Annotated in this window: 24 protein-coding genes; 18 read left to right on the top strand and 6 right to left on the bottom strand. The window is 57.7% G+C overall.

The window, feature by feature from the left end; translation table 11 throughout:
• Nucleotides 1–25 precede the first annotated feature (25 nt).
• Nucleotides 26–1,033, top strand: coding sequence for a phenylalanine--tRNA ligase subunit alpha (gene pheS / locus DXY29_RS05885; protein WP_115023701.1), 1,008 nt, complete (start codon nt 26–28; stop codon nt 1,031–1,033).
• A gap of 149 nt (nt 1,034–1,182) precedes the next feature.
• Entirely contained in the window at nt 1,183–1,794 is a 612-nt protein-coding gene (locus DXY29_RS05880) for a ferric reductase-like transmembrane domain-containing protein (RefSeq protein ID WP_115023698.1), read from the top strand.
• Between the two features lie 26 nt (nt 1,795–1,820).
• Here the strand turns inward: DXY29_RS05880 and DXY29_RS05875 are convergent, their stop codons facing one another.
• Both DXY29_RS05875 and DXY29_RS05870 read right to left on the bottom strand, forming a co-directional pair.
• Nucleotides 1,821–2,741: a hypothetical protein gene (locus DXY29_RS05875; RefSeq protein ID WP_115024291.1), complete on the bottom strand. Its 921-nt coding sequence runs from the start codon at nt 2,739–2,741 to the stop codon at nt 1,821–1,823.
• Nucleotides 2,742–2,788: 47 nt separating this feature from the next.
• Nucleotides 2,789–4,669: a hypothetical protein gene (locus DXY29_RS05870; protein ID WP_371411067.1), complete on the bottom strand. Its 1,881-nt coding sequence runs from the start codon at nt 4,667–4,669 to the stop codon at nt 2,789–2,791.
• A gap of 364 nt (nt 4,670–5,033) precedes the next feature.
• Between DXY29_RS05870 and DXY29_RS05865 the strand changes: the two genes are divergently transcribed.
• From DXY29_RS05865 to DXY29_RS05835, 7 genes are all read left to right on the top strand, one after another.
• Nucleotides 5,034–6,065: a neuromedin U gene (locus DXY29_RS05865; protein ID WP_115023695.1), complete on the top strand. Its 1,032-nt coding sequence runs from the start codon at nt 5,034–5,036 to the stop codon at nt 6,063–6,065.
• A 172-nt stretch (nt 6,066–6,237) separates the two neighbouring features.
• Nucleotides 6,238–7,239, top strand: a complete 1,002-nt coding sequence (locus DXY29_RS05860; protein WP_371411066.1) for a DUF1254 domain-containing protein — start codon at nt 6,238–6,240, stop codon at nt 7,237–7,239.
• Nucleotides 7,240–7,424: 185 nt separating this feature from the next.
• On the top strand, nt 7,425–8,993 hold the full coding sequence (locus DXY29_RS05855) for a DUF1254 domain-containing protein (protein WP_244279322.1): 1,569 nt from the start codon (nt 7,425–7,427) through the stop codon (nt 8,991–8,993).
• 42 nt (nt 8,994–9,035) lie between these two features.
• The gene (locus tag DXY29_RS05850) at nt 9,036–10,589 is read left to right on the top strand and encodes a DUF1254 domain-containing protein (RefSeq protein ID WP_115023691.1); all 1,554 of its coding nucleotides are present in this window, start codon (nt 9,036–9,038) and stop codon (nt 10,587–10,589) included.
• Nucleotides 10,590–10,673: 84 nt separating this feature from the next.
• On the top strand, nt 10,674–11,975 hold the full coding sequence (locus DXY29_RS05845; protein ID WP_115024288.1) for an NAD(P)/FAD-dependent oxidoreductase: 1,302 nt from the start codon (nt 10,674–10,676) through the stop codon (nt 11,973–11,975).
• A gap of 124 nt (nt 11,976–12,099) precedes the next feature.
• On the top strand, nt 12,100–14,496 hold the full coding sequence (locus DXY29_RS05840) for an arylsulfatase (protein WP_115023689.1): 2,397 nt from the start codon (nt 12,100–12,102) through the stop codon (nt 14,494–14,496).
• A 14-nt stretch (nt 14,497–14,510) separates the two neighbouring features.
• Nucleotides 14,511–15,356, top strand: a complete 846-nt coding sequence (locus DXY29_RS05835) for a formylglycine-generating enzyme family protein (RefSeq protein WP_170952136.1) — start codon at nt 14,511–14,513, stop codon at nt 15,354–15,356.
• Here DXY29_RS05835 and DXY29_RS13455 read toward each other — a convergent pair.
• Complete coding sequence (locus DXY29_RS13455) at nt 15,353–15,715, bottom strand: hypothetical protein (RefSeq protein ID WP_115023686.1); 363 nt, start codon at nt 15,713–15,715, stop codon at nt 15,353–15,355. The two genes, DXY29_RS05835 and DXY29_RS13455, sit on opposite strands and share 4 nt — an antisense overlap.
• A 90-nt stretch (nt 15,716–15,805) precedes the next feature.
• Nucleotides 15,806–16,795, bottom strand: a complete 990-nt coding sequence (locus DXY29_RS05825; RefSeq protein WP_115023684.1) for a hypothetical protein — start codon at nt 16,793–16,795, stop codon at nt 15,806–15,808.
• Between the two features lie 182 nt (nt 16,796–16,977).
• Here DXY29_RS05825 and DXY29_RS05820 point away from each other — a divergent pair, with 182 nt between their 5' ends.
• The 3 genes from DXY29_RS05820 to DXY29_RS05810 are packed head-to-tail and all read left to right on the top strand — an operon-like array spanning nt 16,978 to nt 19,085.
• A complete protein-coding gene (locus DXY29_RS05820; protein ID WP_115023683.1) occupies nt 16,978–17,886 on the top strand; it encodes an NAD(+) kinase in 909 nt (302 codons plus the stop codon).
• On the top strand, nt 17,883–18,560 hold the full coding sequence (locus DXY29_RS05815; protein WP_115023681.1) for a response regulator transcription factor: 678 nt from the start codon (nt 17,883–17,885) through the stop codon (nt 18,558–18,560). Before DXY29_RS05820 ends, DXY29_RS05815 begins: the two co-directional genes overlap by 4 nt.
• A 6-nt stretch (nt 18,561–18,566) precedes the next feature.
• Nucleotides 18,567–19,085: a DUF192 domain-containing protein gene (locus DXY29_RS05810; RefSeq protein WP_115023679.1), complete on the top strand. Its 519-nt coding sequence runs from the start codon at nt 18,567–18,569 to the stop codon at nt 19,083–19,085.
• Here DXY29_RS05810 and cbiE read toward each other — a convergent pair.
• Nucleotides 19,017–20,276 carry a precorrin-6y C5,15-methyltransferase (decarboxylating) subunit CbiE gene (cbiE, locus tag DXY29_RS05805; RefSeq protein WP_115023678.1) on the bottom strand — a complete coding sequence of 420 codons (1,260 nt, stop codon included), beginning with the start codon at nt 20,274–20,276 and terminating at the stop codon, nt 19,017–19,019. The two genes, DXY29_RS05810 and cbiE, sit on opposite strands and share 69 nt — an antisense overlap.
• Nucleotides 20,277–20,308: 32 nt before the next feature.
• Between cbiE and DXY29_RS05800 the strand changes: the two genes are divergently transcribed.
• The 3 genes from DXY29_RS05800 to DXY29_RS05790 are packed head-to-tail and all read left to right on the top strand — an operon-like array spanning nt 20,309 to nt 24,182.
• Nucleotides 20,309–21,382 carry a sulfotransferase gene (locus tag DXY29_RS05800; protein ID WP_115023676.1) on the top strand — a complete coding sequence of 358 codons (1,074 nt, stop codon included), beginning with the start codon at nt 20,309–20,311 and terminating at the stop codon, nt 21,380–21,382.
• Nucleotides 21,379–21,621, top strand: a complete 243-nt coding sequence (locus DXY29_RS05795; RefSeq protein WP_115023675.1) for a hypothetical protein — start codon at nt 21,379–21,381, stop codon at nt 21,619–21,621. Before DXY29_RS05800 ends, DXY29_RS05795 begins: the two co-directional genes overlap by 4 nt.
• A gap of 59 nt (nt 21,622–21,680) precedes the next feature.
• Nucleotides 21,681–24,182, top strand: coding sequence for a GH116 family glycosyl hydrolase (locus DXY29_RS05790; protein ID WP_115023673.1), 2,502 nt, complete (start codon nt 21,681–21,683; stop codon nt 24,180–24,182).
• On the opposite strand, the gene DXY29_RS05785 is transcribed toward DXY29_RS05790, so the two are convergent.
• The gene (locus DXY29_RS05785) at nt 24,101–24,676 is read right to left on the bottom strand and encodes a helix-turn-helix transcriptional regulator (protein WP_115023671.1); all 576 of its coding nucleotides are present in this window, start codon (nt 24,674–24,676) and stop codon (nt 24,101–24,103) included. The two genes, DXY29_RS05790 and DXY29_RS05785, sit on opposite strands and share 82 nt — an antisense overlap.
• A gap of 247 nt (nt 24,677–24,923) precedes the next feature.
• Here DXY29_RS05785 and DXY29_RS13450 point away from each other — a divergent pair, with 247 nt between their 5' ends.
• From DXY29_RS13450 to ribD, 3 genes are all read left to right on the top strand, one after another.
• On the top strand, nt 24,924–25,064 hold the full coding sequence (locus tag DXY29_RS13450; RefSeq protein WP_170952135.1) for a hypothetical protein: 141 nt from the start codon (nt 24,924–24,926) through the stop codon (nt 25,062–25,064).
• A gap of 89 nt (nt 25,065–25,153) precedes the next feature.
• Nucleotides 25,154–25,642 (top strand): DUF3122 domain-containing protein, encoded by a 489-nt coding sequence (locus DXY29_RS05780; protein ID WP_115023670.1) that lies wholly within the window; start codon nt 25,154–25,156, stop codon nt 25,640–25,642.
• The gene (ribD, locus tag DXY29_RS05775) at nt 25,642–26,706 is read left to right on the top strand and encodes a bifunctional diaminohydroxyphosphoribosylaminopyrimidine deaminase/5-amino-6-(5-phosphoribosylamino)uracil reductase RibD (RefSeq protein ID WP_115023668.1); all 1,065 of its coding nucleotides are present in this window, start codon (nt 25,642–25,644) and stop codon (nt 26,704–26,706) included. The genes DXY29_RS05780 and ribD overlap by 1 nt, the downstream gene beginning before the upstream one ends.
• The last annotated feature ends 46 nt before the right edge of the window (nt 26,707–26,752 follow it).

Raw genomic sequence — 26,752 nt, 5'->3', positions numbered from 1 at the left:
GTCGGCAGCTGTCAGACACGTTCCTGTGAGCGCACCGGTCACCCTGCAGCAGCTCACCGATCAACTCGATGCCCTCGAGCAGCAGGCTGCGGCCGAGATCGCCGAGGCGGCCGATGCCGCTGCGCTTGAGCAGCTGCGGGTCGGGCTGCTGGGCAAGAAAGGCCGCATTTCCGGTGTGCTGGGTGCCATGGGCAAGTTGCCCGGTCAGGAGCGCCCCCTGGTGGGTCAGCGCGCCAATGTGCTGAAAACGCAGGTGCAGACTCTGTTGGGTGAGCGGCTTGAAGCCGTGAAGCAGGCGGCCATGGCGGAGCGGATTGCCAAGGAAAGCCTGGATGTCACCGCTCCGGCTTCAGGGGTGCCGATGGGGCATCGCCATCCCCTAATCACCACTACAGAAGAGATCGTCGATCTGTTCCTGGGCCTCGGCTACAGCGTGGCTGAGGGGCCTGAGGTGGAGCAGGACCACTACAACTTCACTGCGTTGAACATCCCCGAGGATCATCCAGCCCGGGACATGCAGGACACCTTTTATCTCGGGGCTGACCTGCTGATGCGGACCCATACCTCACCCGTGCAGATCCGCCATCTCGAACAGAATCCGCCGCCGGTGCGCATCGTGGCTCCCGGGCGCGTGTATCGCCGGGACGCCGTCGATGCCACCCACTCGCCGGTGTTCCACCAGGTGGAGGTGCTGGCGATCGATGAAGGCCTGGATTTCAGTCATCTGCGCGGCACCGTTATGGCCTTTCTCAAGGCCTTCTTCGGCGACCTGCCGGTGCGTTTCCGGGCCAGCTACTTCCCCTTCACTGAGCCCTCAGCTGAGGTGGATGTGCAGTGGCGCGGCCGCTGGCTGGAGGTGATGGGCTGCGGCATGGTCGATCCCGCTGTTCTGGAAGGCCTTGGGCTGGATCCTGAGCGTTACAGCGGTTTCGCCGCGGGCTTGGGTGTGGAGCGGTTCTGCATGGTGCGTCACGGCATCGATGACATCCGCCGGCTTTACACCAGCGATCTGCGTTTCCTGGAGCAGTTCTGAGGGGCAAATACTGTTTTTTAGAGGCGCTGACTCTGAAGCTTGAACAGAGCCAAGCGTCTCTCCGCTCCCTGCTCTCCTCGGTGGTGTCTTCGACTTGCCGTTGGCAACGCTGAACAGCGTGTTTAAAAAAGAGATTTAGGGGAGAGTCGATGGCACGTCTTGGCTGGCGACTGACCGCCTTGGCGACGCTCGCGATTGTGGCGGGTCTGGCGCTGCATTTCGGCGTCTCTGGTTGGACGTCAACGTCAGTCACAGCAGGCATCGATGCAACGGGACGTAGCTCCCTAGTTCTCTTTTCGATGGCCTTTGTGGCTTCGAGTGTGCAACGCCTCTGGCCGTCATCCCTGAGTCAGTGGATGCTTCAGAACAGGCGCTGGATCGGGTTGAGTTTCGCGTCGTCCCACGCGATTCATCTGGCCTTGATCCTTGCGATGTCTCTGGATTTTCCGGATCCATTCCTGAGTGAGCAGCCCGCAGGGAAGTGGCTGGTTGGGGGTGTGGCGTATCTGTTGATTGCCTTGATGGCCCTGACGTCGACGAATGCGGCCCAGCGATGGATGGGTATGAAGCACTGGAAGCGATTGCACGTGATTGGCTCCTATTGGATTTGGGCTGAATTCGCCCTCACGTATGTGAGCCATGTGAAGAAAGGGCCAGCTGATTTCTATGCACCTTTTCTTGTGTTCACCCTGGTTCTTTTGGTGATCCGCTGGGTTGGCCACATCAAACCCAAAAGCCCATTAAGCCCCGTGAGTGGATAAACACTCAGGTCTCCCTGGATAAAAGCTCAGTCAAACAACCAGCGGAATCCCATTGAAACCCCGTTTTGTGTGGAGGAGTAGGCGTCGCGTCCGTTGTGGGCTGAGTAGTCGATCCCGAAGTAGCGATAGGCCAGGGAAATCTGGGCGGAATTGCCCAGGGCGTAGGCCACACCCGCCTCGATGGTTCCTGACAGATCCTGTTTTCCGTTGAGCCCAAAACCACCGGCATCCATGGCCAGGAAGGCTTGCCAGTCTTCACCCAGAGCAAGGGTGGTGTTCATGCCAACGAGGGGCTGCACCCAGGTGTTGTGCCACGTCTCACTGGCTGCATCGGCAATGTCGCGTTGAAGCTGCCTTGAGGGAAGGATTCCCTCGACGGTGACATCGTCTTTGAACGACACGTCCATGTCCAATGAGGCGTCGATCAATCGCATCCCTGCAAAGCCAATGAAGCTGACCGAACCTGGCGTCATCTTTGGCTTTTGAATCTCACCGGCGCGGTAGCGCAGGGCTAGATCAAAAATGGTTTGCTCGGTGTCGGTGACCGACTTAATCGTTCCCTTGGAGTTGACCCTCCGCTCCGGCAGGAGCGGGTGGCGTTCGTTCTGAATGGGGTTCGAGCTGTTCCAGGACGAGACCGTCTCGGATGTGCTGAAGCTGAGATGGTCCAGTCCTGCTTGCAGGCCAAAGCGACCTTTCTCAACAGCCACCTTGCCGCTGAACACACCGGTGAGCATGTCCAACACATCGCTGAGATCCAGCGTTTCTTTGGTGCTGTTGTTGTCCAGTGTGGTTTTGGAGTGGGTTTCCAGGGGGAAGAACCCGTAGGCCTCCACATACACGCGGGTGTCGTTGTCCTTGTCTGCGGCTTCTTCTGCGGTAGATGGCAGTGCAAGCGGAGCAAGTAAACAGGCAGTGGCGAGGCCAAGCAGGCGGTTGAGACGCATCGGGGTTTGGAACGGAAGAAATCTGACGATTGAGGCCAACGAAGCCATCAGCGTGGCTTGCGCACAGGACCCATGAGGGGGTTCTGAACCGGTCCGGCAACGCCATAGGTCACAACGAATCCCTGCCCCCCTCCAAATGTGGAGGTGCGTCCCCTGTAGGTGGGGTTGATCACGACTTCACCGTCGAACCAGTTGTTGGCGCTCCAGAGATTTCCAGCGTCATCAACGATCACATCGGTGGTCATTTGAATAACGCCGCTTTGGTAGTTGTGAATCACATCCCCAGTGGTTTTTCCTGCGGGGCATGTGGCGGGATTGACGCCGCAGATGTGAGTCAAGCTTTGACCATATAAATTGCCAACCCAGACATTGTCATTGCCGTCGATTGTCACACCCCATGGGATATAAGCGGTGCCTTTGGCGATGTCCTGCTTGAGAATTTTCATGTCGGGTGAAATCAACCCAACCATGCCAGTTTGCGTGATGTTGGGGTTGGTTAAAAGGTATTCAGCACCGGCCTCAAACTCCTCCATGATGGTCTTGGGTTGTGGTGCATTGGCGGGGATGTTGGGCGGCATTTTCGCGCCTGGAGGTAGTGCTCCTTGAGGAGAATTGGATTGCTGGGCAATCCACACGTGCCCTGTTGAGTCAACGGCAACACCACGTGCCCCAAGGTTCACTTCGATCGTTTTGGCCTGATCAGGAGCGTCCCCTGGGAAAACGGTGAGTTTGTTGTTGTAACTGCTGCTCACCCACACTCTGTTTTGCGCGTCAACGGCAACACCGAAGGGTGCTTGGAGGCCATCAATTGTGATTCGTTCTCCCTGGGTGTAATCGCCACCTGGGAAATGAATCATGTGGTTTGCGGTGTTGTCGGCAATCCATACATCTCCGTTGGCGGCTGTGGCGACGCCCTGAAGCTGACCCACTTCCCCATCAATGGTGGCTGGCCCGAGGGCTTTGCCGTCTTTGAGGTCGAACACCCCAACCATGTTGTTGAATGCACCAACCCAGGCATATTTTTCTGAGACGCCGGTCCCCCAGCCCACACCGTTGATGCCTTGACCGTTGTAACCGCTAATCGCTGGCGAGAGGGGTGTGCCACCGGGGCCGAAGTGGGTCACACCTCCGCCGATGTTGTTCACCACGCCGGATTGAGATCCCGGCATCCAGTTGGTTCCACTCCACATGCTTCCTTTGCCGTCAAACATCAACTTCCCGAGCCCTAAAGCACCGCCACCGTCAAAAACCAGGGAGAGGGAAAAGCTTTTGGGTTGAAACAGCAAATAGGGAGCGGTTGCAGTTGTGCGCAGCTGTGTCGCTTTGTTGATCGGGTATGCGCTTTGGAACAGCTGATAGAGCGCGCCGGCGTTCTTCCACGGTTGTTGGGCGATGGATGTCATCGCCGAGAGTGTGTTCTCTGAATTTGTCAGTGCTAGCAGCTGATCGCACGCTCGAGATTGCGTCGGTTGCCCGCACAAAGCAATCAGATCTGAGAGCACATTCATCCGAGCTGCAGTCTCAGAATTCAGCAGGTTCGTGCTCTTCAGCAACGTTGCTCCAAAGCGTCCTGTGCTCTGGTCCACCAGGTTTTCCACTTGGCTCGATCCGATCGCTAAGGCGCTTTGGCTCCCTTCCAAAGCTGTGCCTTCAAGCAGCTGAGCATTGGGCCAAACCGAACCAACCGTGGTGAGCTCATTGATGGCCACCTGCTGATGCTCATCTCCGCCGAGCACCGTGAGCATGGTGAGTTGGTCGGCGCTGGATCCGCCGATGTCGCCCCCCTGGGCCACGAGGTAATGGACGACCCCTTGCGTATCTCGAACCTTGACACTGAACGCACCACTTTTGTTCGAGCGATGGGTGCTCAGTTGTTTGGGGGATTGCCCGGCTTGGGTTTGCCAGAGGGTGATGGATGAGTCGCTCACGGGCTGACCCTTCAAGGAGATCTGCCCGTTCAAGGTTGAATGCCCTCGGGCTTCGACAGATCCAGTTGCGGTACCAAGAGCCAGTGCACTCAGGGCGAGGACCTGCCCAAGCGTTTTGAAGGCTTTCATGGACGTCAATACGTTTTTTTTGGTCTAAGCAGAAAAAGAAATTTGCGCAGCGTTTCGATACAGATCACGTACGGATGGGCTTATGCCAGTCCCGTCGGACTGATCGCCAATGACGGCAAGCCGCTGCCTCACTGAAAAGATCCGACGGTTCTCTTGTTGAGTCTCGCGATAACCGACCGATTTGTACCGCCTCTGCTGTTTAGCTCGTCAAAATTAGACAGTTTTAGGAGCCTTCATGCTTCGTCGATTTCTGCTCAGCACGATTGCGGTTTCCGCTCTTGCTGGAACTTGTTCAACTGCGCAAGAGATCAGCGAGGTCGAGGCTCAATCCCGTTTTGATTACAGCCCTCTGACAGAGACGGAGCCAGACGAAATCGCTCAGGCTCAGCAGATTGCCTCGGAAGACAAAGCCCCTGGTGTTGTTGCAGCAGAAGCCGCTGGCCCGGATCAAGCAGCTCTGGCCAAAGCGGCACAAAATCCCATCGCCAGCATGATCAGCATTCCCTTCCAGTGGAATGCCACACCTGGGACCCAGTGGGCACCGAATTCGGTGGACCCCGATGCCAAGCATGACAGGGTCATGAATGTGGTCAACGTTCAACCTGTTTTTCCGTTCAAGTTGAGTGACGACTGGACGCTTGTGACGCGCACCATTGTTCCGTTCATTAACGCCCCATTCGCCAAACCAAAGTTCGACCTCACCCCAGCAGGTGAACCTTACTTTGATGGTTGGAGGGAGAAATACACTTTTGGTGTTGGTGATGTCAATCCCACCGGTTTTTTTGTGCCCACCCTGGAGGGGGATTTCACCTTTGGTTTCGGTCCCACCCTCAGTTTTCCTTCCAACAAGATCCCGCTGAGCACCGGCAAGTGGACTGCCGGCCCTGCGCTCGTTGGTGTTTACACCAAAGGGCCTTGGGTTGTCGGTGGCTTGGTGAACAATATGTGGTCTTTCGCGGGAGATGATGACCGCAAAGATGTGAACAAAATGTTGATCCAACCTTTCATTAACTACAATCTTCCCGAGGGTTGGTATCTATCGGTTTCACCCATTATTACTGCGGATTGGGAGAATGAGGACAACGGATGGACGGTCCCTGTCGGTGCTGGTGTTGGACGAGTATTCACACTTGGTAAGCAACCCATCAATGTGTCGTTGCATGCTTACTACAACGCCATTAAGCCTGAAATTGGTGGGGAAGAGCTGATGGGGGATTGGACGATCCGCACCCAGGTTCAGTTCCTTATTCCCACGGCTAAGAAGTGACTCTGATCAGGAGAAGAGACTGTGAAATTACGAGCCTCTTCTCCTGTATCTAATTATCGATACCTAAATAGTGATCACTGTCTTGCTGTCCTCTTCTTTAAAGACCACCTCGTCCATCTTTGCCGGTCTTCTGGTTTCCGTCGCTGGCCTGGCTTCAGCACCAGGTTCAGCCGTGGCTGAATCCACTTGCCCACAGCCCGCCGTGGTCTTAGCAAGCAATGAGGTGGTGCCCGTTACCAAGGCCAACTATGCCGATGCCGAAACTCAGACGGTGTTTGCCAAATACATTGCCAAAGTTGCAGCTGAAACCTGTACTGGGGGGTTGGGAACGATCTGGAACGACGGGAAGACAGCAGACCCCACCGATCGCACAGTGATTCGGATCAATTTCGATACCTTGTATTCCTGGTTGATTGTTGATCTCACCACCCCGGCCACCTTCATGCTTCCGCAAACCAACGGCCGCTACCAGAGCGCCATGGTGGTGAATGGCCAGGGGTATGTGTATGTGGAAAAAGAGCCTGGTGAATACACCCTGAAGCAGGATGAGGTGGGAAGCCGCTTTGCACTGGTGGCATTCCGCACGGGTGTGAACATCCAGGATCCAGAGGATGTGGCCCAGGCCCAGGCTTTGCAAGCCAAGTTGACGGTCAACCAGGCCGACACAGGCGAATTTGTTCAACCCAATCAATGGGATCTTGAGCAGATGCTGGTTCTCCGTGCTGCTTACAACCAGGAGCGCAATGAGAAAGGCGTGAAGTCTGAATCGCTTTTCGGTCGCCCCGGCGAAATCACCCCAGAGCAAAACAACATGGGAGTTGCTGTTGGCATCGGTGGCTTGCCCAAGGAGGGTGCTGTCTATCTGTTCTACACACCCACATCCACTGAGCCTCAGACGCTGACGATGCAGGATGTTCCCAACGGGGACAATGCCTTTTGGTCGTTGACGGTTTACGACAAGGATGGCTTTCCCAGTGGCAGCTCCTTCAACCTCAACAGTGCCTTTGCCAAGCCCAACGCGGCTGGTGATGTGGTGATCAACTTGGGTGGAGACAGCAACCAAGACAACCATCTGGAGATCTACCCGGGGTGGAACGCCACCTTGCGGATCTACAACCCGAAGCCCGCCTATTTCGATGGTTCATGGATCCGGCCTGAGCTGGAGTTCAAATGAATCGGCGCGTTTGATCATTGCTGATGTTTTGAAGTCTTTTGTTGACTTGACTTGGTTTGCGGAGGGTCTTCAGGCCCATGCAGGCCTCTTCTCATTTTGCTGTTTAATCAAGGTTTTTTCGGACCATCGACCGCTGACCGAGCTTCTTTCTCTGCCTAGCTTGAAAAAGAAGTCGATTGCATCGCATGCTGAGCGCAACATGGATGAAGGGTGCCTCCAAGGGACTGTCTTTCCTTGCTCTGTCGGGTGTTTTGTTCGGTGTGCCCACCGGAGCGAAAGCAGGGGCTGATGCCATTCCAGCCGGATATACCACTCCGATCCCATCAGAGCTGTCCACACCAGACAAGGTGCGCACGTCGGTTGGCACCTTCAACTTCTTCGATGGCATGCCTGATCCGGAAACGGTGAAGGCGAGTTTCGATAATCTCAAATTTATTCGGGCCTACGAGACCTTCCTCACGTTGATGCCTGCGGCAAGCATTGAAATGCTGCGCCATGGCCATGAACAAATCGGTGTGGATGATCACACCAAGGTGAATTTGATGTCACCGCTGAATTCCAATCCCCTGTTTTTAACCGGTAACACAGATACTGTTTATGGTTCGGCTTTTTTCAATCTTCAGCAGACAGGCCCGTTGGTGATTGAGGTGCCAGCTGGTCTTGGGCCTGGCACGATCAATGATGCATACTTCCGCTTCGTCGCCGATACAGGTGGCCCTGGCCCCGACAAAGGCAAGGGTGGGAAATACTTGATTCTGGGGCCAGATGATAAAGAGCCTGCAAACACTGATGGCTATTTTGTTTTCCGCTCACCCACCTATTCCAACTGGTTGATTCTCAGGGCCTTCCTGGATGATGAGGGCAAGCCCGACCAGGCAGTTGCCAACTATAAGAATGGTTTACGGATGTATCCGTTATCGCAGAAGAATAATCCGCCCAAGATGACCTTCATCCAAGGTGGAGACAAGGTATTCAATACGGTTCATGCCAACAACTTTGAATTCTTCAATGAACTCAACCGGGTGATTCAGCGTGAGCCCATCGATTTCCTCGATCCGGAAATTCGTGGTTTGGCTGCTGGTATCGGGATGGAAAAAGGAAAGCCCTTCAATCCTTCAGCAGCGGATCGGGCCTTGATGGAGGAAGCCGTTCAGGTGGGTGTGGCCTATGTGCGCTCCGACATGGTGACTCCTCGCGCTGCAGATGCATACACCTATGAGGGCAATCCCCAGTGGTTCACAGCTTTCGCAGGGGGAAGTTACGAGTGGCTCAAAGATGGTGGCCGGGGAGGCCGAAATCTTGATGCCCGCAACAATTTCTTCTGGGCTTACACCGTCAACACTCCGGCCATGGTGCTGGAAATGGTTGGCGTTGGCTCTCAATATGCCATTGCTGGAACGGATGAAAATGGTGCTGTTCTTGATGGTGGGAAATCATACAAATTAACCATTGACGAGAATCCACCTGCCAAGGATTTCTGGTCCATCGTTGTGTATGACTCCCAGACGCGATCTCAGCTGCAAACCAGTCAGCCCTTCCCCGCTAAGAACAACAAGCGCAACAAAGATATGGTCGCCAATGCTGATGGTTCCGTGGATTTGTATTTCGGACCCAAAGCTCCTGTGGGTAAGGAAACTAATTGGATTGAAACCGTACCTGGAAAAGGGTGGTTTACGGCCTTTCGGCTCTATGGCCCGTTGCAACCCTGGTTTGATCAAACCTGGAAGCTGAACAACATCGAAGTGCTCGATTGAACGGTCGGTTTACTACTTCCCACTTTTACTCATTGTTTTGTCATGAAAGGCCTCAATTCTGTTTCAGCTCTCTTGGCTTCCACTCTTTTGATCGGAAGCTCTGCACTTTCGGTTCAAGCGAAGGATGTCACTCCCAAGAATTACAACACGCCGATTCCTGAAGATGTCTTAACGCCAGATGTTGTTCGTACCCGCATCGGCACATTTCGCTACTTCGATGGCTTCCCCGATGAAGCCACAAAAAAGGCAGCTCGCCGGCAGGTTGATCTCGGGCGTGGGGTGCAGACCTTCCTGAATTTCATGCCGGCTGCATCTCTGGAGATGCTCTACGTCGGGCATCGTGATGGCTATGGCTTGAAGCCGAATCGCGACATTGGTTTGTTTGAGGAGCTGATGAGCTCCACGTCTCTCTGGCTCACTGGCAACACCGATACGGTGTATGCCTCCGCATTTTTAGACCTCAGTGATGGTCCTGTGGTGGTCGAAGTTCCACCGGGGACGGGTCCTGGCACGGTCAATGACGCTTTCTTCCGCTTTGTGATCGACATGGGCGGCCCTGGCCCAGACAAAGGCAAAGGCGGCAAGTATCTGATTCTTGGCCCTGGTCATCAAGCACCCGCTAACACCAATGGCTACTTCGTTGCCAAAACGCCCAGCAAGATCAACTGGCTAATCCTTCGAGGTTTCCTTGATGACCAAGGCAAGCCTGATACGGCGAAGTCGGCATTCAAAAATGGCCTCAAGGTGTATCCCTTCGCTCAAAGGAGCAACCCTCCTGCGAACACGTTCACCAACCTCACCGGGTCAGATGTGAACACCATCCATGCCAACGACTTCAAGTTTTACGAGGAACTGGATGAGGTGATCCAGCGCGAGCCCTCAGAGATGTTCTCGCCTGAGCTTTTGGGGATGGCATCGGCGATCGGGATTCAAAAAGGCAAGCCATTCAATCCGTCATGGGAACAAAAAGCCCTGCTGACTGATGCGGTTGCCATTGGTAATGCCACGGCTCGTTCGATTCTGTTTGCCCCGCAAGACCCCAAGGCCTACATCTACCCCGGCAAGGCTGGCTATTGGCAAACCGGATTCCCTGGAGGCAACCATGAATATCTCGTCGATGGCGGCAATGGTGGGCGTGACATGGACGGTCGCACGCTGTTCTTCTACCTCGCCACGGTGAATACACCGGCGATGGTGCTGGAACTTCCAGGCGTGGGTTCGCAGTACACCTTCAGCTCTCGGGACAGCAGCGGTGCCTATTTGGATGGCTCCAAAACCTACAAAGTCAATATCCCGGCCAATCCCCCGGCTCAGCGCTTCTGGTCGTTTGTGGTCTACGACCCGCAAACCCGCTCGATGTTGCAGAGCAAGGAGATGCCTTATCCCAGCAAAAACAACAAGCGCAATCCCGAGATGGCGAAAAATGCTGACGGAAGCATTGATCTCTACTTCGGCCCTGAAGCCCCTGCAGGGCAAGAAGCCAACTGGGTGAAGACGGTTCCCGGCAAGGGTTGGTTCGGCATCTTCCGCCTCTATGGCCCTGGTCAGGAGTGGTTTGATCGCAGCTGGAAACTCGGCGCGATCGAACAGCTCTGATCGATTCCCTTGGAACTCATTGGTGGGTGCTGCATCCACCGATGAATCTTGTTTGTTGTCCTGTTCCCCTTTGCCTTTCTGTTGATGCCTCGCTCAGTTGATGTCGTTGTGATTGGCGGTGGTTTCGCAGGGATTACGGCGGCCCGTGATCTCAAACATCGCGGCTTCAATGTGTTGCTGCTCGAGGCCCGTGATCGCCTTGGTGGACGTACTTGGCACAAGGAGGTGAATGGGTTCCATGTTGAGCTGGGCGGAACCTGGATTCACTGGACCCAACCCTTTGTTTGGGCAGAAAAGGAGCGCTATGGCTTGGAGGTTCAGGAAACCCCTGGCTGTGTCGCCGAGCGGGTTGCCATCAAGGTGAACGGGCAGGTGCACGACCTTCAGGAGGATCAGCTCGCTGAATTCCTCCAGGGCTTTGAGCTGTTCTTTGCGGAGGCCAAGCAGGTTTGGGAGCGTCCCTACGATCAGCATCACTGTTGGGATGCGATCTGTGTCCATGATTCACAGAGCGTTGCTGATCGTTTTGCGGCCTTGGAGCTCACCCCTCTGCAACGTACATCGATCGGTGGATTCCTCGAGATCCTGTCGATGAACCAACCCGAGAACGCCTCCTATGTGGAGATGATGCGCTGTTGGTCGCTGACGGGTTGGAACTATGAATTGTTTAACGACACTGCCGCCCGTTACAAGTTCACCAATGGAACGGGGGAATTGGTTAATGCCATCACTGAGGATGGTGGGTTCGATGTGGCGCTGAACACGTCTGTTGCTTCAGTTCAGCAATCGGAGGCTGGGGTTGTGGTCACCACAACCGACGGTGATGTTGTCCATGCCAAGCGTGCGGTCGTCACTGTGCCGTTGAATCTGCTGAACAGTGTCAGCTTCGAACCACCGTTGTCTGCTGCGAAGCAAGAGGCCTCAACCCTCAAGCATGTTGGTGGTGGCTACAAGGTGTTTTTTGAGGTGGAGGGGGATCCCGGTGCGGTGATGACCCTGTCGCGTTCAACGGATTCCCCCCTAATCGGCAGCTTCACCTACAAGCGCGGCGAACAACACTCCGTTCTTGCTGGATTCAGCCTCGAACCCGGTGCTTTGGATAAGTCCGTTGATAAATGGCAAGTTGTTCTCGAAGAATTCCTTCCAGGCGTCAAGCTGCTGTCGACCTTTGGTCACGACTGGGGGGACGATGCTTTGTCCCAGGGATCCTGGTGCACGTATCGGCCCGGCACGATCGCAAGGTTTGCCAATGCCCTGCCTCAACAGGAGGGCCATCTTGTGTTTGCCTCTGGCGACCATGCCCAAGCCTGGCGTGGCTTTATTGAGGGAGCTATCGCCAGCGGTTCCTCAGCAGCGGTGGGCATTGCCAAGAGTCTTCAGGGATGACAACAGCCTTGTTGGTACGAAAAGGACTTATTCGGAATTTTCCGTGTATTTCAACCATCAATTTTTAGTTCGTACGTTTTGGCATGGCTAGCGTGAAATAACGAACTACTTGGTTTCTCGGTTTATGAAACTCCGTCAGATTGCTTTGGGAGGTGGCATTCTTGCTCTTGCTGCCTGCTCAACTCAACTCGGGATTCAAAACAAGGCCAACAGCGCTCAGTTTGATCGCACGAAGCTGCCGATCGCTGAGCCAAGGCCTGAAAAGGTCACCAAGGTTCTTCCTTCAGAGGTGCCTTTGCCTCCCCAGTGGGAGGTCACAGCACCAGCTGATGCCCCCAATGTGGTGATCATCCTTCTTGATGATGTGGGCTATGCCGCACCCTCAGCCTTTGGTGGTGCGGTGAACATGCCGACGGCGGAAAAGCTCGCCAACAATGGACTTCGCTACAACAAATTTCACACCACAGCCCTTTGTGCTCCAACCCGCGCGGCGTTGAAATCCGGCCGTAATCATCACAAAGTTAATACAGGATCGATTCCAGAAGTTGCAACTGGATATGCAGGTAACTCCACTGTGGTGCCGGATTATGCGGTGCCTGTTGCAGAAATCCTGCGACTGAATGGTTACAACACAGCTGCCTTCGGTAAGTGGCATGAAACGCCAGGCCGTGAGACAACAGCAGCCGGTCCTCAAACCCGTTGGCCAACGCGGCAGGGCTTTGAGAAGTTCTACGGCTTTGTCGGAGCCGAAGACAACATGTGGGAACCCACGATTCATGATGGCGTTACCGTTGTCGATGCACCTCAGAAAGAGGGTTACCACTTCACTGAAGACATGACCGATCAGGCGATCGGTTGGATGCGGCAGCAGAAAGCGATCAAGCCAGATAAACCATTTTTCATCTATTACTCATCCGCCGGTTCTCACTCCCCTCACCATGTGAGCAAGGAATGGATTGCCAAGTACAAAGGCAAGTTCGACGAAGGCTGGGATGTGCTTCGAGAGCGCAATCTTCAGAATCAGATCAAGGCAGGGATCGTTCCCGAAGGCACTCAGATGGCCAAGGCGCCAGACAGTATTCCCAAATGGGACAGCCTCACGCCGCAACAGCAAAAAATCTATGCGCGTCAAGCCGAGGTTTTTGCTGCTTTCACGGAATACTCTGATTATGAAGCTGGCCGTCTGATCCAGGCGATCGACGAGCTCGGCGAGCTCGATAACACTTTGGTGATTTACATCACTGGTGATAACGGTGCCAGTGTTGAGGGGGATCGGACTGGTCATTGGAACTGGAACCATTACCTCAACGGTGTTGGAGAAACGCCAGACGAACAGGAGGCCAAGCTCGATGAATGGGGTGGTCCAACCACCTATCCCATGTATCACATGGCTTGGGCAATCGCTTTCAATTCACCCTTTGCTCTCTCCAAGCAGGTTGCTGGCGATTTCGGTGGCACCCGCAACGGAACGGTCATTCATTGGCCCGAGCGCATCAATAAAGCTGGTGGTATTCGGACGCAGTTCTCTCATGTGAATGACGTGGCACCAACGATCCTTGAGGCCGCCAATTTGCCAATGCCCAAGACAATCAATGGCATCCCACAGATTCCCATGCAGGGAACCAGCCTGATCTATACGTTCGACAACCCGGATGCCAAAGAAAAGCACAACACGCAGTATTTCGAGATCATCGGCAACCGAGGCATTTATCACAACGGCTGGATGGCGCGGGCAACAATCATGTATCCCTGGATGGCGCCTGAAAGAATGAATACGGTTGCGGCAGATGATGGTTGGGAGTTGTACGACACCACCAAGGATTTCAGTCTCTCGAATAATCTTGCTGATCAGGAGCCGGAACGCCTTGAAGCCATGAAGAAGAAGTTCATGGAAGAGGCGATTGAAAATCAGGTGCTGCCCCTTGATGATCGTCTCCTTGAGCGCCTAGTCCCTTCTGTTGCTGGCCGGCCGACACTTTTGGGTGATCGGACTTCCATGGATTTGTATCCCTATGCCTGGAACATGGTCGAAGACTCGATTCTCAATGTTAAGAACGTGTCGAACAGTGTTACGGCCTTTGTTGATGTGAAAGGTGGCGAAGAAGATGGCGTGATCTTCTCCCAGGGTGGTCGATTTGGTGGATGGTCGCTTTATGTTCAAAACAACAAGCCCTCCTATACCTATAACTACATGGGAGAGCTGATCACTCTGACGAGCAAAAAGCCATTGCCCGCCGGTAAATCCGAAATTCGTTTCGAACTCGACTACGACGGCGGTGGCGCTGGAAAGGGAGCTGATCTTCGCTTGAAACTTAACGGCCAGGTTGTCGCTGAAGGCCGCCTGGAGAAGACGATTGCATCGCGTTTCTCCATTGATGAAGGTGCTGATGTTGGTCTCGACCGTGGCTCAGCGGTCACCATCAAGACCATCGGGCCCCGTCGTTACAGCGCCTATGGCGGCCAGATCGACAAGGTGACACTTCAGATCTACCCCAAAGACACTGATGCCAAGCAAGGCTGATCGTGTCTAGTTCGATGTCGAATTGCCGGGATGGAATGATCGCCATCCCGGCCGGTGACTATCAAGTTGGCTCCGATCGCTTTTACCCCGAGGAGGCTCCCATCCGACAGGTGTCGATTGATTCATTTCAGATCGATCATGCACCGGTCACCAACGCAGAGTTTCTGCAATTCGTGGACGTCACCGGCTACAAAACGGTTTCGGAGCGTCCTCCTGATCCAACGCTGTATCCGGATCTTCCGCCTGAAGAGCAGATCCCCGAGTCTGTTGTTTTCCTGCCGCCGCCCCCAACGGTGGATCGCAGTGAACCTCTTTCCTGGTGGGCGCTCATTGCTGGTGCTGACTGGCGCCATCCCCAGGGGCCTGACACCAACCTCGACGGATTGATGCAGCATCCCGTTGTCCACGTCGCCTTCGAGGACGCCCTTGCTTATGCCGATTGGGCCGGCAAACGGTTGCCTATGGCAGACGAGTGGGAGGTTGCGGCGCGTGGTGGTTTGGTGGATCAGGACTACGCCTGGGGTGCCGACAAGACTCCTGATGGTCGTTGGCTGGCCAATGTCTGGCAGGGCCCTTTCCCTTGGAACAACCAAGAGACCGATGGTTGGTTTTGGACATCACCCGTTGGAAGCTTCCCTGCCAACGGCTACGGACTTGTTGACGTTTGCGGGAACGTCTGGGAGTGGACGTCAACGCCGTACGCGGTTCCTGAAGGTGAGCAGGAACGACGTGTCATCAAGGGCGGTTCATTTCTTTGCGCCGACAATTACTGCCATCGGTTTCGGCCCTCTGCCTTGATGGGCCAAACGCTGGACACAGCAACCTGTCACATGGGTTTTCGCTGCGCTGCCGACCGTTAGGGCTGGTATGAATGCCGGCCCTTGAGTTCTCTCCTGAGTAGAACGACGCCAAGTGCGATGTGAAGCAGGGCTGCAGGGAGTGCAACAGAGGCCCTTGCATCGCCTGAGAAAGCGAAAATAGCCAGCAGGAGGCCGCTGATGATGTTGTACATCGTCAGTCCAATGCTTGGCCTCAGACCTTGGCCTGACGATTGGTTGTTGGACCAACAGGACAACCCGAGACAGATGATTGCGGCTCCAAACAGTTGGGCCATCTGATTCCCGCCGTTGGGAAGGGATGATCCAACGATCAGCGTCATCGCCAGCCCAGGCGTCAGCAGCAATGCTGTTCCTGTTGCAAGTTCAATCAGACAAGACAACCGTTGAGTATTCATCTGAAGCTTTCTCATTGAAATGACCCAAACAAGAATCGGGATGCGATGGAGTCATATCCCGATTCTTGTTCAGTCTCAGTCAAAGAGGAAGCGAATGCCAATGTTGGGTCCGTGGGAGAAGGTCTTGTATCCGTTGTCATTGCCGTAGGCTGAATATTCCAGGCCGAAGACTTTGTACGACAGCGAAATCTGGGTTGAATTTCCGACTGCGTAGGCGATGCCTGCTTGTGCGTTCCCGCTGAGATCCTTTTCACCGGCCAGACCGAAACCAGCGGCGTCCGCATACATAAAAGCTTGCCAGTCAGGGCTGAAGGCATAAGTGGCGTACATTCCGATCAATGGCTGCACCCAGGTGTGTGACCAGGAATCGCCAAAGCTTTGCTTCTTGGAGCGTTCAGCCTTAACGATTGGGCCCTCGTAGGACGCAGACAACTCAACGTCGATATCGGTTTTGATGGTGCCATCCACGAGGCGTGCTCCTGCGAAGCCAACAAAGCTGAAGCTTCCTTGGTCCATTTTTGGTCGCTGAACATCACCCGCGCGGTAGCGCACAGCGAGATCGATCAAGGTTTGGTCGAGGTGAAAATCTCCTTCGACATCACCTTTGAGGGTGAGTTTGCGCGTCACTTTGTCGCCGGTGAGTTTCCGGACGCGTGAGTGATCACGCGTTACATATTTCGATCCACTGTCGTTGAAGTCAACAGCTCCGTGAAAAATGCCCGTTTGCAGGCCCCAGCGCCCTCGTTCCACACCTGCACGAACTGTCGCAATGCTGGAAACATTCTCAAGAATGTCGCTAAGACTCAAATTGCCCTTGTTGGTGTTTCCATCCAGCTTGATAGTCCCTTCATTCTCGTGCGGTAGAAATCCGTAGAGATCGAGGTAAAGCCGCCAGTCGTTGTCATCGTCCTCTCCCTCTGAAGCAGTCTCATCACCCTCGGCTTGAGCAAGCAAGTCTTGAGTCACCCAAGGGGTGTAAGACCAAGCCAGATCTTCCGACGCTTGAGCACCTGTACTGAACAGTGCAGGGATGGCAAAAGCGAGCGGGAGAAGAAGGCGACGCATGCCGATCTGGGTAGAAATCCCATCAAAATTAGAGGTTTTTTGTTGGCCGACAAATAAAAACGCTCGAATCGTCCCAGGCCCTGTACCGCCCCACGGAGGGCCTCTGTGTCGAATGCAGCCCAGCCTGATTCCGTTTCCGCCAAGGCTCATAAAGTGATCTCGTTCTGCATCTGAGGCGGTCAGTGCCCCGCATTGGACTGATCGTCAATGACGGCAAGCCGCTGGCGGTGCAGACGGCGGACACGATTCAGCAGCGCCTAGAGGCAGCCGGCCATTCCGTGGAGCGGGCCAGCAGCTCCGGGGGGATGGTGGGCTTTGCTAACCCCGATCAGCACCTGCGGCTTCGGGGCTACAGCGCCTGCGTGCCTCAGGGCTTCGACCAATCGATGGTGTTGGCCATCGTGCTTGGTGGTGACGGCACGGTTCTCTCCGCAGCGCGTCAGACCGCACCTATAGGGATCCCAATTCTCACGATCAACACCGGTCATCTGGGATTCCTGGCGGAGGCCTATCTCGATGATCTGGACCGGGCCCTCGACGTGGTGCTTACCCAGCAATGGACGATCGAGGAACGCAGCAACCTCGTGGTGAGTGTGATGCGGGGCGATCAACGCCGTTGGGAGGCGCTTTCTCTCAACGAGATGGCACTGCACCGTGAGCCGCTTACGAGCATGTGTCACTTCGAGATCGCCATTGGCCGCCATGCCCCAGTGGACATCGCTGCCGATGGTGTGATCCTCTCCACGCCGACGGGATCCACGGCCTATGCCCTCAGCTCTGGTGGGCCTGTGATCACGCCCGATTGTCCGGTGCTGCAACTCACCCCGATCGCGCCCCATTCCCTGGCGTCCCGCGCCTTGGTGTTCAGCGACCGTGAGCCCGTCACTGTGTTTCCCGCCACGCCGGAGCGCCTGATGATGGTGGTGGACGGCAGTGCAGGTTGCTATGTCTGGCCGGAAGATCGGGTGCTAATCCGTCGCAGCGACCATCCCGTGCGCTTTGTGCGCCTCGCCGACCACGAGTTCTTCCAGGTGCTGCGCAACAAACTGGGTTGGGGTCTGCCCCACATCGCTAAACCTGAGCGGGAATGAACGCTGATCCCCTGTTGCTGTTGGCAGGCCCGTCGGCGATATCCCTGGCGCCCCGTCTGGCTGCATCCGGCTACGCCACCCTCGACTGGCTCACTGCCGGGCCTTCGGCCCATGCCCCTGAACCGGGTGAATCCCCTGTGGCTGCCGTGCTGGCGGCCGATCAGGCCGCTTTGATTCAGGATCTGCGCAACCGTTTCGGGGCCATGCCGATCCTGCTGGATCTGGAACGCGACAGCGTTGAAGCGCGCGCCGCCTGCCTTGGAACCGGCGCGGACGATTTCTGGCTGTCGGAGATCGGGCCCAGCGATCTGCTGCTGCGTCTGCGCCTGCACCGCACGATCCAGCAGCGGTCGGGTCAGCGACCGGTGCTGCTTCAGATCGATGATCTCAGCGTTGATCCCACCACGCGAACGGTGCGCCGGGGAGAGCGTGTGGTGGCGTTGACGGCCCGTGAATTCATGCTTCTGCAGGTGCTGTTGCGGCGGCGGGGCCAGGTATTGAGTCGCGACGCGTTGCTCCGGGAGGTCTGGCAAGGGGAGCGGTCCAGCAGCAATGTCGTTGAGGTGTACGTGCGTTATCTGCGCCAGAAGCTGGAGGCCGGCGGTGAGCGCCGTCTGCTGCACACCGTGCGCGGCCGGGGCTACTGCCTTGGCCAGGTGTTGCCGGAGGCTTGAGCGGTCATGGATGCTCTGCCCCCTGAGCCGCCCCCACAGTGGCTGCCGATTGCCGCCCGCTGGTGTGTGGAGAACCAGCGCTGCATCGATCTCGAGGTGGCCCGCGGTCCTGAACAACAGCGGCTGGGGTTGATGCGGCGGCCTGCCCTGCCTCCCTTGCGTGGGATGTGGTTCCCCTTTTCCACCCCGCAGCCGCAGCGTTTCTGGATGTTCAACACAATCGCGCCTCTCGACATGATCTTTGTTCGAGACGGTCGCGTGCTCGATCTGGTCCGCGCTGTTCCAGCTTGCGCTGCATTGCCTTGTCGGTCCTATTCCGCAGATGCGGATGGCAACGGACGAGCCGATTTTGTCGATGCGGTGATCGAAATCGGTGCGGGGGAGGCTCAACGCCTTGGGATTGACATCGGAGATCCGGTTCAGATTGAGCCGTTATGTCTTCGGACTGAGGCTGTTTCAGCTCCGCTTCGTTCCAGTCACGATCAAGGTTGGGTTCATCGGAGCCAGGCGTGTGCCGTCCCCTAGTGGTTGTCCTCGCCAGGCCTGCAGCTGTTGCACGCGCACCGCTAACCCGGCGTTCTCGAGCAGGGGCCGAACGCTGGCTAACGCCTCCAGGCTGGCCAGGGGAATCACGACAACGCCTCCAGACCGCAGACGCTCCACAACCAGCTGCAGCAAGCGCTCCCGTTGCGCCCCTCCGCCTCCGAGCAGAACACGATCTGGATGGCTGAGCTCCTTGGGAAGGGCGCCATTCATGACCTGCATGGCGTCTGCTTCCAGCACTGCTGCGGGGCTGACCCCGAGCCGTTGCGCATTGCGCTGGATCAGTTGAGCGCCACCGGCGCGCCGTTCCACTGCCAGCAGTTGCAGCCGTGGGCGCAGGCGCAGAGCTTCCAGTCCGACGCTGCCGGTACCCGCCCCCAGATCCCAGAGCACGCCGTGCTCAGGCAAGGCGAGTTCGGCCAGCAGTTGGACGCGCACCTCCCGCTTGGTCATCAGTCCGGGGTGATCGCTGTGCTGCAGGTAGAGCCCGTCATCGAGCCCGAACAACGGCAGCTCATGCAGATCCGGCACGGCGGGTTCCCGTGCGATTAGCAGTGCAATCAGCAGCGGATGCAGATCCTCCGGCAGGGCCGTGCCTGGGGCGATCTGCTGCACCCGCTCATCGGCATGCCCGAGGTTTTCGCAGAGCCACAGGTCTGTGCTGGCTTCAAGGCCGCTGCTGCGCAACATGTGCTGCACGGTGCTAGCGCCACCCTGGTTGGGGTCCGTCAATACCGCCACGGCCGCCGGTCGTTTTTGCAAGGCGCTGGCCAGGATCTCGGGGTCCCGTCCATGCAGACTGACCCAGTCGGCGTCCTGCCAGGGGCGACCGATGCGGGCGAAGGCCAGTTGCAGCGATGTGGGGGCGGGATGAAACCGAAGCCGCTCCGCACCGATGCGGTCGCAAAGGATGCGCCCTAGGCCGAACCAGAGCGGATCTCCGCTGGCGAGCACCACCACAGGTTGTGCCGCCGGTCTTGATTGCAGGCTGCCCACGAGAGCCCGCGGGTCGTCGCTGCTGATCAGTTCCTGCAGGTCGTCCCCCAGCCACTCCCTCACAGCGGCTTGCAACCGTTGTGGCGCAGCAATCAGCGCGGCAGTCCGCAGCAGCTTCTGCTGTGGAGCGGGCAGCGAGGCTGGAGCCCCCGCGTCGGTACCGATCACATCGATCATCCCGTCATTCTGGTGTCAGGGTTTGTGGGGCTATGGCACGGGGAGACCTGCTGTGGGATCGCTTGGTTGCTGGAGGGTTCGTCCGCCCTGCGGTGCTGCTTCGAGGCTTGCAGCTTCGTCGCCCGGCACTCTCCTGCTGGAGGGTGAGCTTGGTGATGGGGATCAGTGGGCTGATGGTTGAGCCCCTGGCTTGGGTGCAGTCATGGCTTTTTGCACGTCGTTTGCACAAGGCTGAGCTCCCGGATGATCCGATTGTGGTGATTGGTCACTGGCGCAGTGGCACGACGTATCTGCATCAGTTGCTGGCCTCTGATCCCACGCTGGCGACGGCACGCAATTGCCTCACCATGGCGCCGCAGGTGGCGTTGCTGCTCAAACCCTGGATTCGTTCGGTACTCAAAGCGTTCATGACGCGGCAGCGGCCGATCGATGCGGTGCCCTGGGGACCGGACGATCCCCAGGAAGATGAGGTCGGTCTGGCACGACTCACCATGGACACCAACATGGCGGGGATAGCTTTCCCACAGGCCTACACATGGTTTTTCCGTCGCAACGTTCTGGGGTTGTCCCGTGCGTTTGAGCGAGAGTGGCTGCTCTTCACCAAGCTCACCTGGCTCCACGACGGCCAGGGCAAGACTGGTCTGTTGATCAAGAACAGTGCTCATTCCGCCCGGGTGGAGCTGGTGCTGCGGCATTTCCCCAAGGCGCGGTTCGTGGTGCTGTCTCGTGATCCGCAGGCTTCGATCCGTTCGCTGGTTCAGGTGAAGCAGCGATTGGGTGGCTTGGTGGGGCTCCAGCCCGTGCCCGATGCCGTGACCCAGGTGGAGGAAACGGTGGCGGCCCATCGCCAGCTACTCCAGGCCTTTGAGGCGTCTCGGCATCGGATCCCTCAGGGTCAGTTGATTGAGCTGCCCTACGACGCGCTGGTCAGCCAACCCCTTGCGGCGGTGAAGCGGATTTATGACGAACTTGGGCTCAGCAGTTGGTTCGTGGCGGAGGCACCGATTCAGGCTCGGATTGCCCAAGCTCGGAGCTACATCGCCGATCCTGTGACCCTGCCCGTTGAAGCGCAACAGCGCCTGCACGACTTGATGGAGGTGGCATGACCCCATCCCACGATCGCCGTCAGCGTTTGCATGAACTTGTGATCGCCCTGATTGCGCGGGAGGACGATCTCCCCTTGCTCGATCCTGATCAGCCCGACCTAGAGGGGGCGGCCCCCGGTCGTTGGCTGGATCAGAACCGGCGCAGCCTCCAGCGTTACCAATCATTGGTTCGCACGGCGGTCACGCTGGATGCCCTGCTCGACGCCGAGGACAATCCATCATCCTTGTCCACGGGCTGATCTGAACCGCTGGCTGATCGCGGTAAACCTGGCAATCTGGGGCGACTCTCGGCCCCTGCATGGCTTCGTTCGGTTGGTCCGCTCTGAACTCCCTGCTGGGCCGCGGCGCCAAAACCTCCAATTGGCAACCACCGGAGGCCTGCTGGAGCCATCCCTTCGGCCTGGGCTGGGATAAGCCCTACACGGTTCGCTACGCCAGCAACCTCGATGACGGCCCCAACCACGGCATGCCGCTTGGGGGCTTCGGGGCGGGCTGCTTCGGTCGTGCCCCCGACGGCAACATCAACCTCTGGCACCTCGATGGTGGTGAGCACTGGTTTGGGGTGCTGCCCGACTGCCAGTTCGCTCTGTTTGAGGAGAATGGTCGGGGCAAGCGGGCTCATGCCCTGGCGGTTCAGCCCCATCAGGATGCGTCGCGTCCGGAGGCTGGCCAGCCCCTAAAGGCTTGGGAGTGGTATCCGGCCAGCACGCCGGAACGCAGCACCGGCACCTACGCCGCCCGTTACCCGCTGAGTTGGACCAGCTACGAGGGCGTTTATGACGCCGAGGTGCGATGTGAGGCCTTCAGTCCGATCCTGCCTGGGGACTATCAGCGCACCAGTTATCCGGTCGCGGTGTTCGTCTGGACGCTGCGCAATCCCACCGACCAGCCTCTGGATTTGTCGTTGTTGTTGAGTTGGCGCAACACCACGGGCTGGTTCACCAACACCGATGCCTCGGCCGAGGTTCACTTCCGCGATGACGGAAGCCCCGAGCACAATTACGCCCCGGCCATCGGCATGACCAACGGTCAGCGCAATCGTTGCGTTGAGGATGGCTCCCTCAAGGGGGTGGTGCTGGAGGGCAACGTCTCCAAACCCCCCGTCGCCGAAGGCGAGGGGCAGTGGTGCATCGCCACGGCCGAGCAGCCTGGTGTGACCGTCCAGCGCTGTAGCCGATGGAATCCCAGCGGCGATGGCCGTGAGTTGTGGGACAGCTTCAGTGCCGATGGCTCCATCCCCGAGAGCAACAACGATCGACGCAGTGGATCCGATGATCCCCTTAGCGCGGCTCTGGCGGTGCAGTGTCAGCTGGCTCCCGGGCAGAGCATCGAGATCCCGGTGGTGATTAGCTGGGATCTTCCCGTGACGGCTTTTGCAACCGGCAGCCAAGCTCTGCGCCGCTATACCGACTTTTTCGGTGCTGATGGCAATCAGGCGGTTGCCATTGCGGCTGAAGCGCTGCGCGACTGGCAGACGTGGCGCCAGCAGATTGAGGCCTGGCAGCAGCCGGTGCTGCAACGCAAGGACCTGCCGGAACCGCTGCGGATGGCTCTGTTCAATGAGCTCTACGACCTCTGCAGTGGCGGAAGTCTCTGGAGCGCGGCTTCAGCCGATGACCCCCACGGCCGCTTCGGCGTTCTGGAGTGCCTCGACTACGCCTGGTACGAGAGTCTTGATGTTCGTCTCTACGGATCCTTTGCGTTGCTGCAGCTCTGGCCCGAGCTCGACAAGGCCGTGTTGCGCAGTTTTGCCCGGGCGATTCCGGCGGCGGATGCCACGCAGCGGCCGATCGGTTGGTATTTCACCCAGGGCAAAGGCCGGGTGGAGGCAGACCGCAAGGTGAAGGGAGCCACGCCCCATGATCTGGGGGCTCCCAACGAGATTCCCTGGGATGCAACCAACTACACCGCTTATCAGGACTGCAACCTCTGGAAAGATCTCGGCAGTGATTTTGTTCTGCAGGTTTGGCGCACGTTCAAGCTGGCGCCCAGCGGTGAAGACATTCGTTTCTTGGCCGACTGCTGGCCGGCGGCTGTCGAGGCCCTCCGCTACCTCAAGACCTTCGACGTCAACGATGATGGCTTGCCCGACAACGGCGGTGCTCCAGATCAGACCTTCGATGACTGGCCTCTGAAGGGGGTGAGTGCCTATTGCGGTGCCCTCTGGATCGCGGCTCTCGAGGCTGCTCTTGCCATTGCCCAGACTCTGCAGCTCAAGACAGGTCTTGATACCTCAGCCGAGCAGAAGGAATTCAGCGGTTGGTTGGAGCAATCCCGTGGCAACTTCGACAAGTTGCTCTGGAACGGCGAGTACTACGACATCGATGCCGAGAGCGGCACGCCGGTGGTCATGGCCGATCAGCTTTGCGGAGATTTCTATGCACGCTTGTTAGGTCTTCCGCCGGTGGTGAGTGACAGCAACAGTCGCAGCACGTTGAAGGCCGTCAAAGAGGCGTGTTTCGAGGCCTTTGATGGCGGATCCCTTGGTGTAGCCAACGGCTTACGCCGGGATGGCACTCCGTTGGATCCCAATGGCACCCACCCCCTGGAGGTGTGGACGGGGATCAACTTCGGGATTGCCAGCTACTACCGATTGATGGGCGAGAAGCAGACGGCGGAAGCCATCTGCTCCGCGGTGGTCGAGCAGGTGTATTCCGGCGGCTTGCAGTTCCGCACCCCTGAAGCCATCACTGCTGTGAACACCTACCGGGCCTGTCATTACCTCCGGGCCATGGCGATCTGGGGACTCTGGGCGACCGAGACCGACTGGAGTCCAATCCCCGGATCGGATGCCCGTTGAAGTGTCGCTCTTGGGGATTCTCCGAATTGGTTGCGGTAATCCCGAGCGAAGTGATTGCGACTTTGAAAGCCGTAATGGGAGGCAACCTCTTGCACCGTTCGACAGCAGATGGCGTGTTGCACGTCCGGCTCTCCCAGGGCGTGTTGCACCTGAGCGAGCCGGATCTGTTTGAGCAGCGCCATGGGACCGATGCCGAAGGTCTGACGACAGTGCTGAACGATGGAGGAGCGTGAGGCAAAGATCGTTGCGCTTAGATCATCAAGCGTGATGGCCTGGCGGCTGTTTTCGAACCCCCATCTGACCAGATCCTTCATTAGGGCGGTCCCCACGCCGAGTTCACCACTCGCTGTTCCCTTCAGCTCATGCGGTGTCAAGGCTTCAAGCATCGCGACCTCGACCAGATCCTCCTGGGCCACTCCCATCAGTTGGTCCTGGATTAACGCGCTGATTTCTTGAAACCGTTGGGGGGTGGAGGTTGGCGGAATTGGAACCATGGATGACCTCAAGCACTTGGTGGTCGCCGGTGGTGGTGGCGAGCTGTTCAAGCCTTGTCTGCGAGACGAGCGCCACCTGGATGTGAGCCCCTGAGGGAAGCAGAAAAAAAGTGTCTGTCAGGCCTGCATGAAAACCATGAAGGGAGCCCGGATGAGTTTCCTCGCCACGAACCACCGGCTGCTGATCGGTGGTGTTCAAGCTGATGGGCAGCATCCCCGAGCGCCTGTTGCCGTGAAGCACTAGGTCTTGATTGGTCTGGATCGACAAGACCGGCAGCTGCCGCGAACCACCCAGGTGGAAGACTCCATCGAGAGCGCCCTGGCTCAATTGAGCCACATCAATCTCAAAGCCGAGTGTTCGGAGGGTCGCGCCGAGGCCCCGAGCTGAGTTGAAGTCGAGCTTCATCGGTCAATTGTTGGTCAAACTCACCTATTGGGATGATTTGTTGTGAGAATTCTCTGACTGATTTTTCCGGTATGCGCCGTCTCCTGTGTTGTCTGATGGCCGCTCTTGGGCTGTTGTTGCTCACGCCAGGGATGGCCTGGGCCCAGGTTCACCAACACGAGAGTGAGACCGGCGTCGCCATGGTGCGCTCTCTGGAGAGCCTGCGGGATCTCGATTACGACAGCTGGCAGGCGGTGGCCTATCGCGAGGGGCCTCCTGGTCAGCCAGTTGTCTTGCGCGTTGTGGGCTATCCCGGAAGATTGCGTCTGGATCACCCGGTGGGTCTTCAGGTGCTGGCGGGTCGACGCGAATGGCTGTTGGATGACATCACCATGGCCAATCCGGTTCTGGCCACGGATGGTCGTGAGGCGGCGGCTGAATTTGCCCTCGATCCCTTGCTGAACGATCTCAGCAACAACCGGCCGCTTCGCTTGGCGTTGACGGGAGTCTTCACCGAGTTGCCCGTACCTCCCTACGTCGTTGGTGAATGGCGCTCGCTGCAGGAACTTCCCCTCAGCTGATGTGGGAGATCTGGATGCGGCGGGCGCTGGCCCTGGCTGCCCTTGCCCAAGGTCACACCAGCCCCAATCCCCTGGTGGGGGCTGTGGTTCTGGATCGGGATGGGCGTCTCGTCGGCGAGGGGTTTCATGCGCGGGCCGGTGATGCCCATGCCGAGGTGGGTGCCCTGCTGCAAGCCGGCGCTGCGGCCCGTGGAGGGACCCTTGTGGTGACCTTGGAACCTTGCTGCCATCACGGCCGCACTCCCCCCTGCAGTGAGGCGGTGGTGCAAGCCGGTATCCGTCGTGTTGTGGTTGCTCTTGAGGATCCAGACCCTCGTGTGGATGGGGGGGGGATTCGCCAGCTGCGTGAGGCTGGCCTGGAGGTGATCAGCGGAGTGCTGCGCGACGAGGCCCTGCAGCAGAACAGGGCTTTCCTGCATCGCGTACGTACCGGCAGGCCTTTCGGAATTCTGAAGTGGGCCATGAGCCTGGATGGCCGCACCGCCTTGCCCAATGGCGCTAGCCAATGGATCAGCGGCTCACTGGCGCGTGATTGGGTGCATCAGCTGCGCAGTGGCATGGATGCTGTGATCGTGGGGGGCGGCACGGTTCGCGTCGATGATCCGCTGCTCACCAGCCGGGGCAGGCGTTCACCGGAACCGCTGCGGGTGGTGCTGAGCCGCAGTTTGGATTTACCGGATCAGGCGCAGCTCTGGGACACCGCGGTGGCGCCGACCCTGGTGGCTCACGGGCCCGATGCTGATCCCCAACGTCTGCCATCCGGCCCTGAGGGGCTTGGGCTTTCGGTCTGTGATCCGTTGCAGCTAATGGAGGCGCTGGCGCAGCGCGGTTTTAACCAGGTTCTGTGGGAATGCGGCCCCGAGTTGGCAGCCGCGGCGATCCGACAGGGCTGTGTGCAGGAGATTGCGGCGGTGTTGGCACCGAAGCTGATGGGGGGCGTAGCAGCTCGCACCCCCCTGGGAGATCTTGACTTCAGCGCCATGGATGAGGTGCTTCAGGGGGGATGGCACCAGTGCGAGCCGCTGGGGCAGGACTGGTTGCTGCGTTGGCGCAGCAGCTCCTGAATCCATTCCTCTTCAGTGAGTCTCCCCCTCAGGTGATGAACAACTT

This window comes from Synechococcus sp. UW69, assembly GCF_900474185.1.
GTDB lineage: Bacteria > Cyanobacteriota > Cyanobacteriia > PCC-6307 > Cyanobiaceae > Parasynechococcus.
The sequence above is the reverse complement of the archived record's forward strand: the minus strand, read 5'-3'. Positions and strand labels throughout refer to the sequence as shown.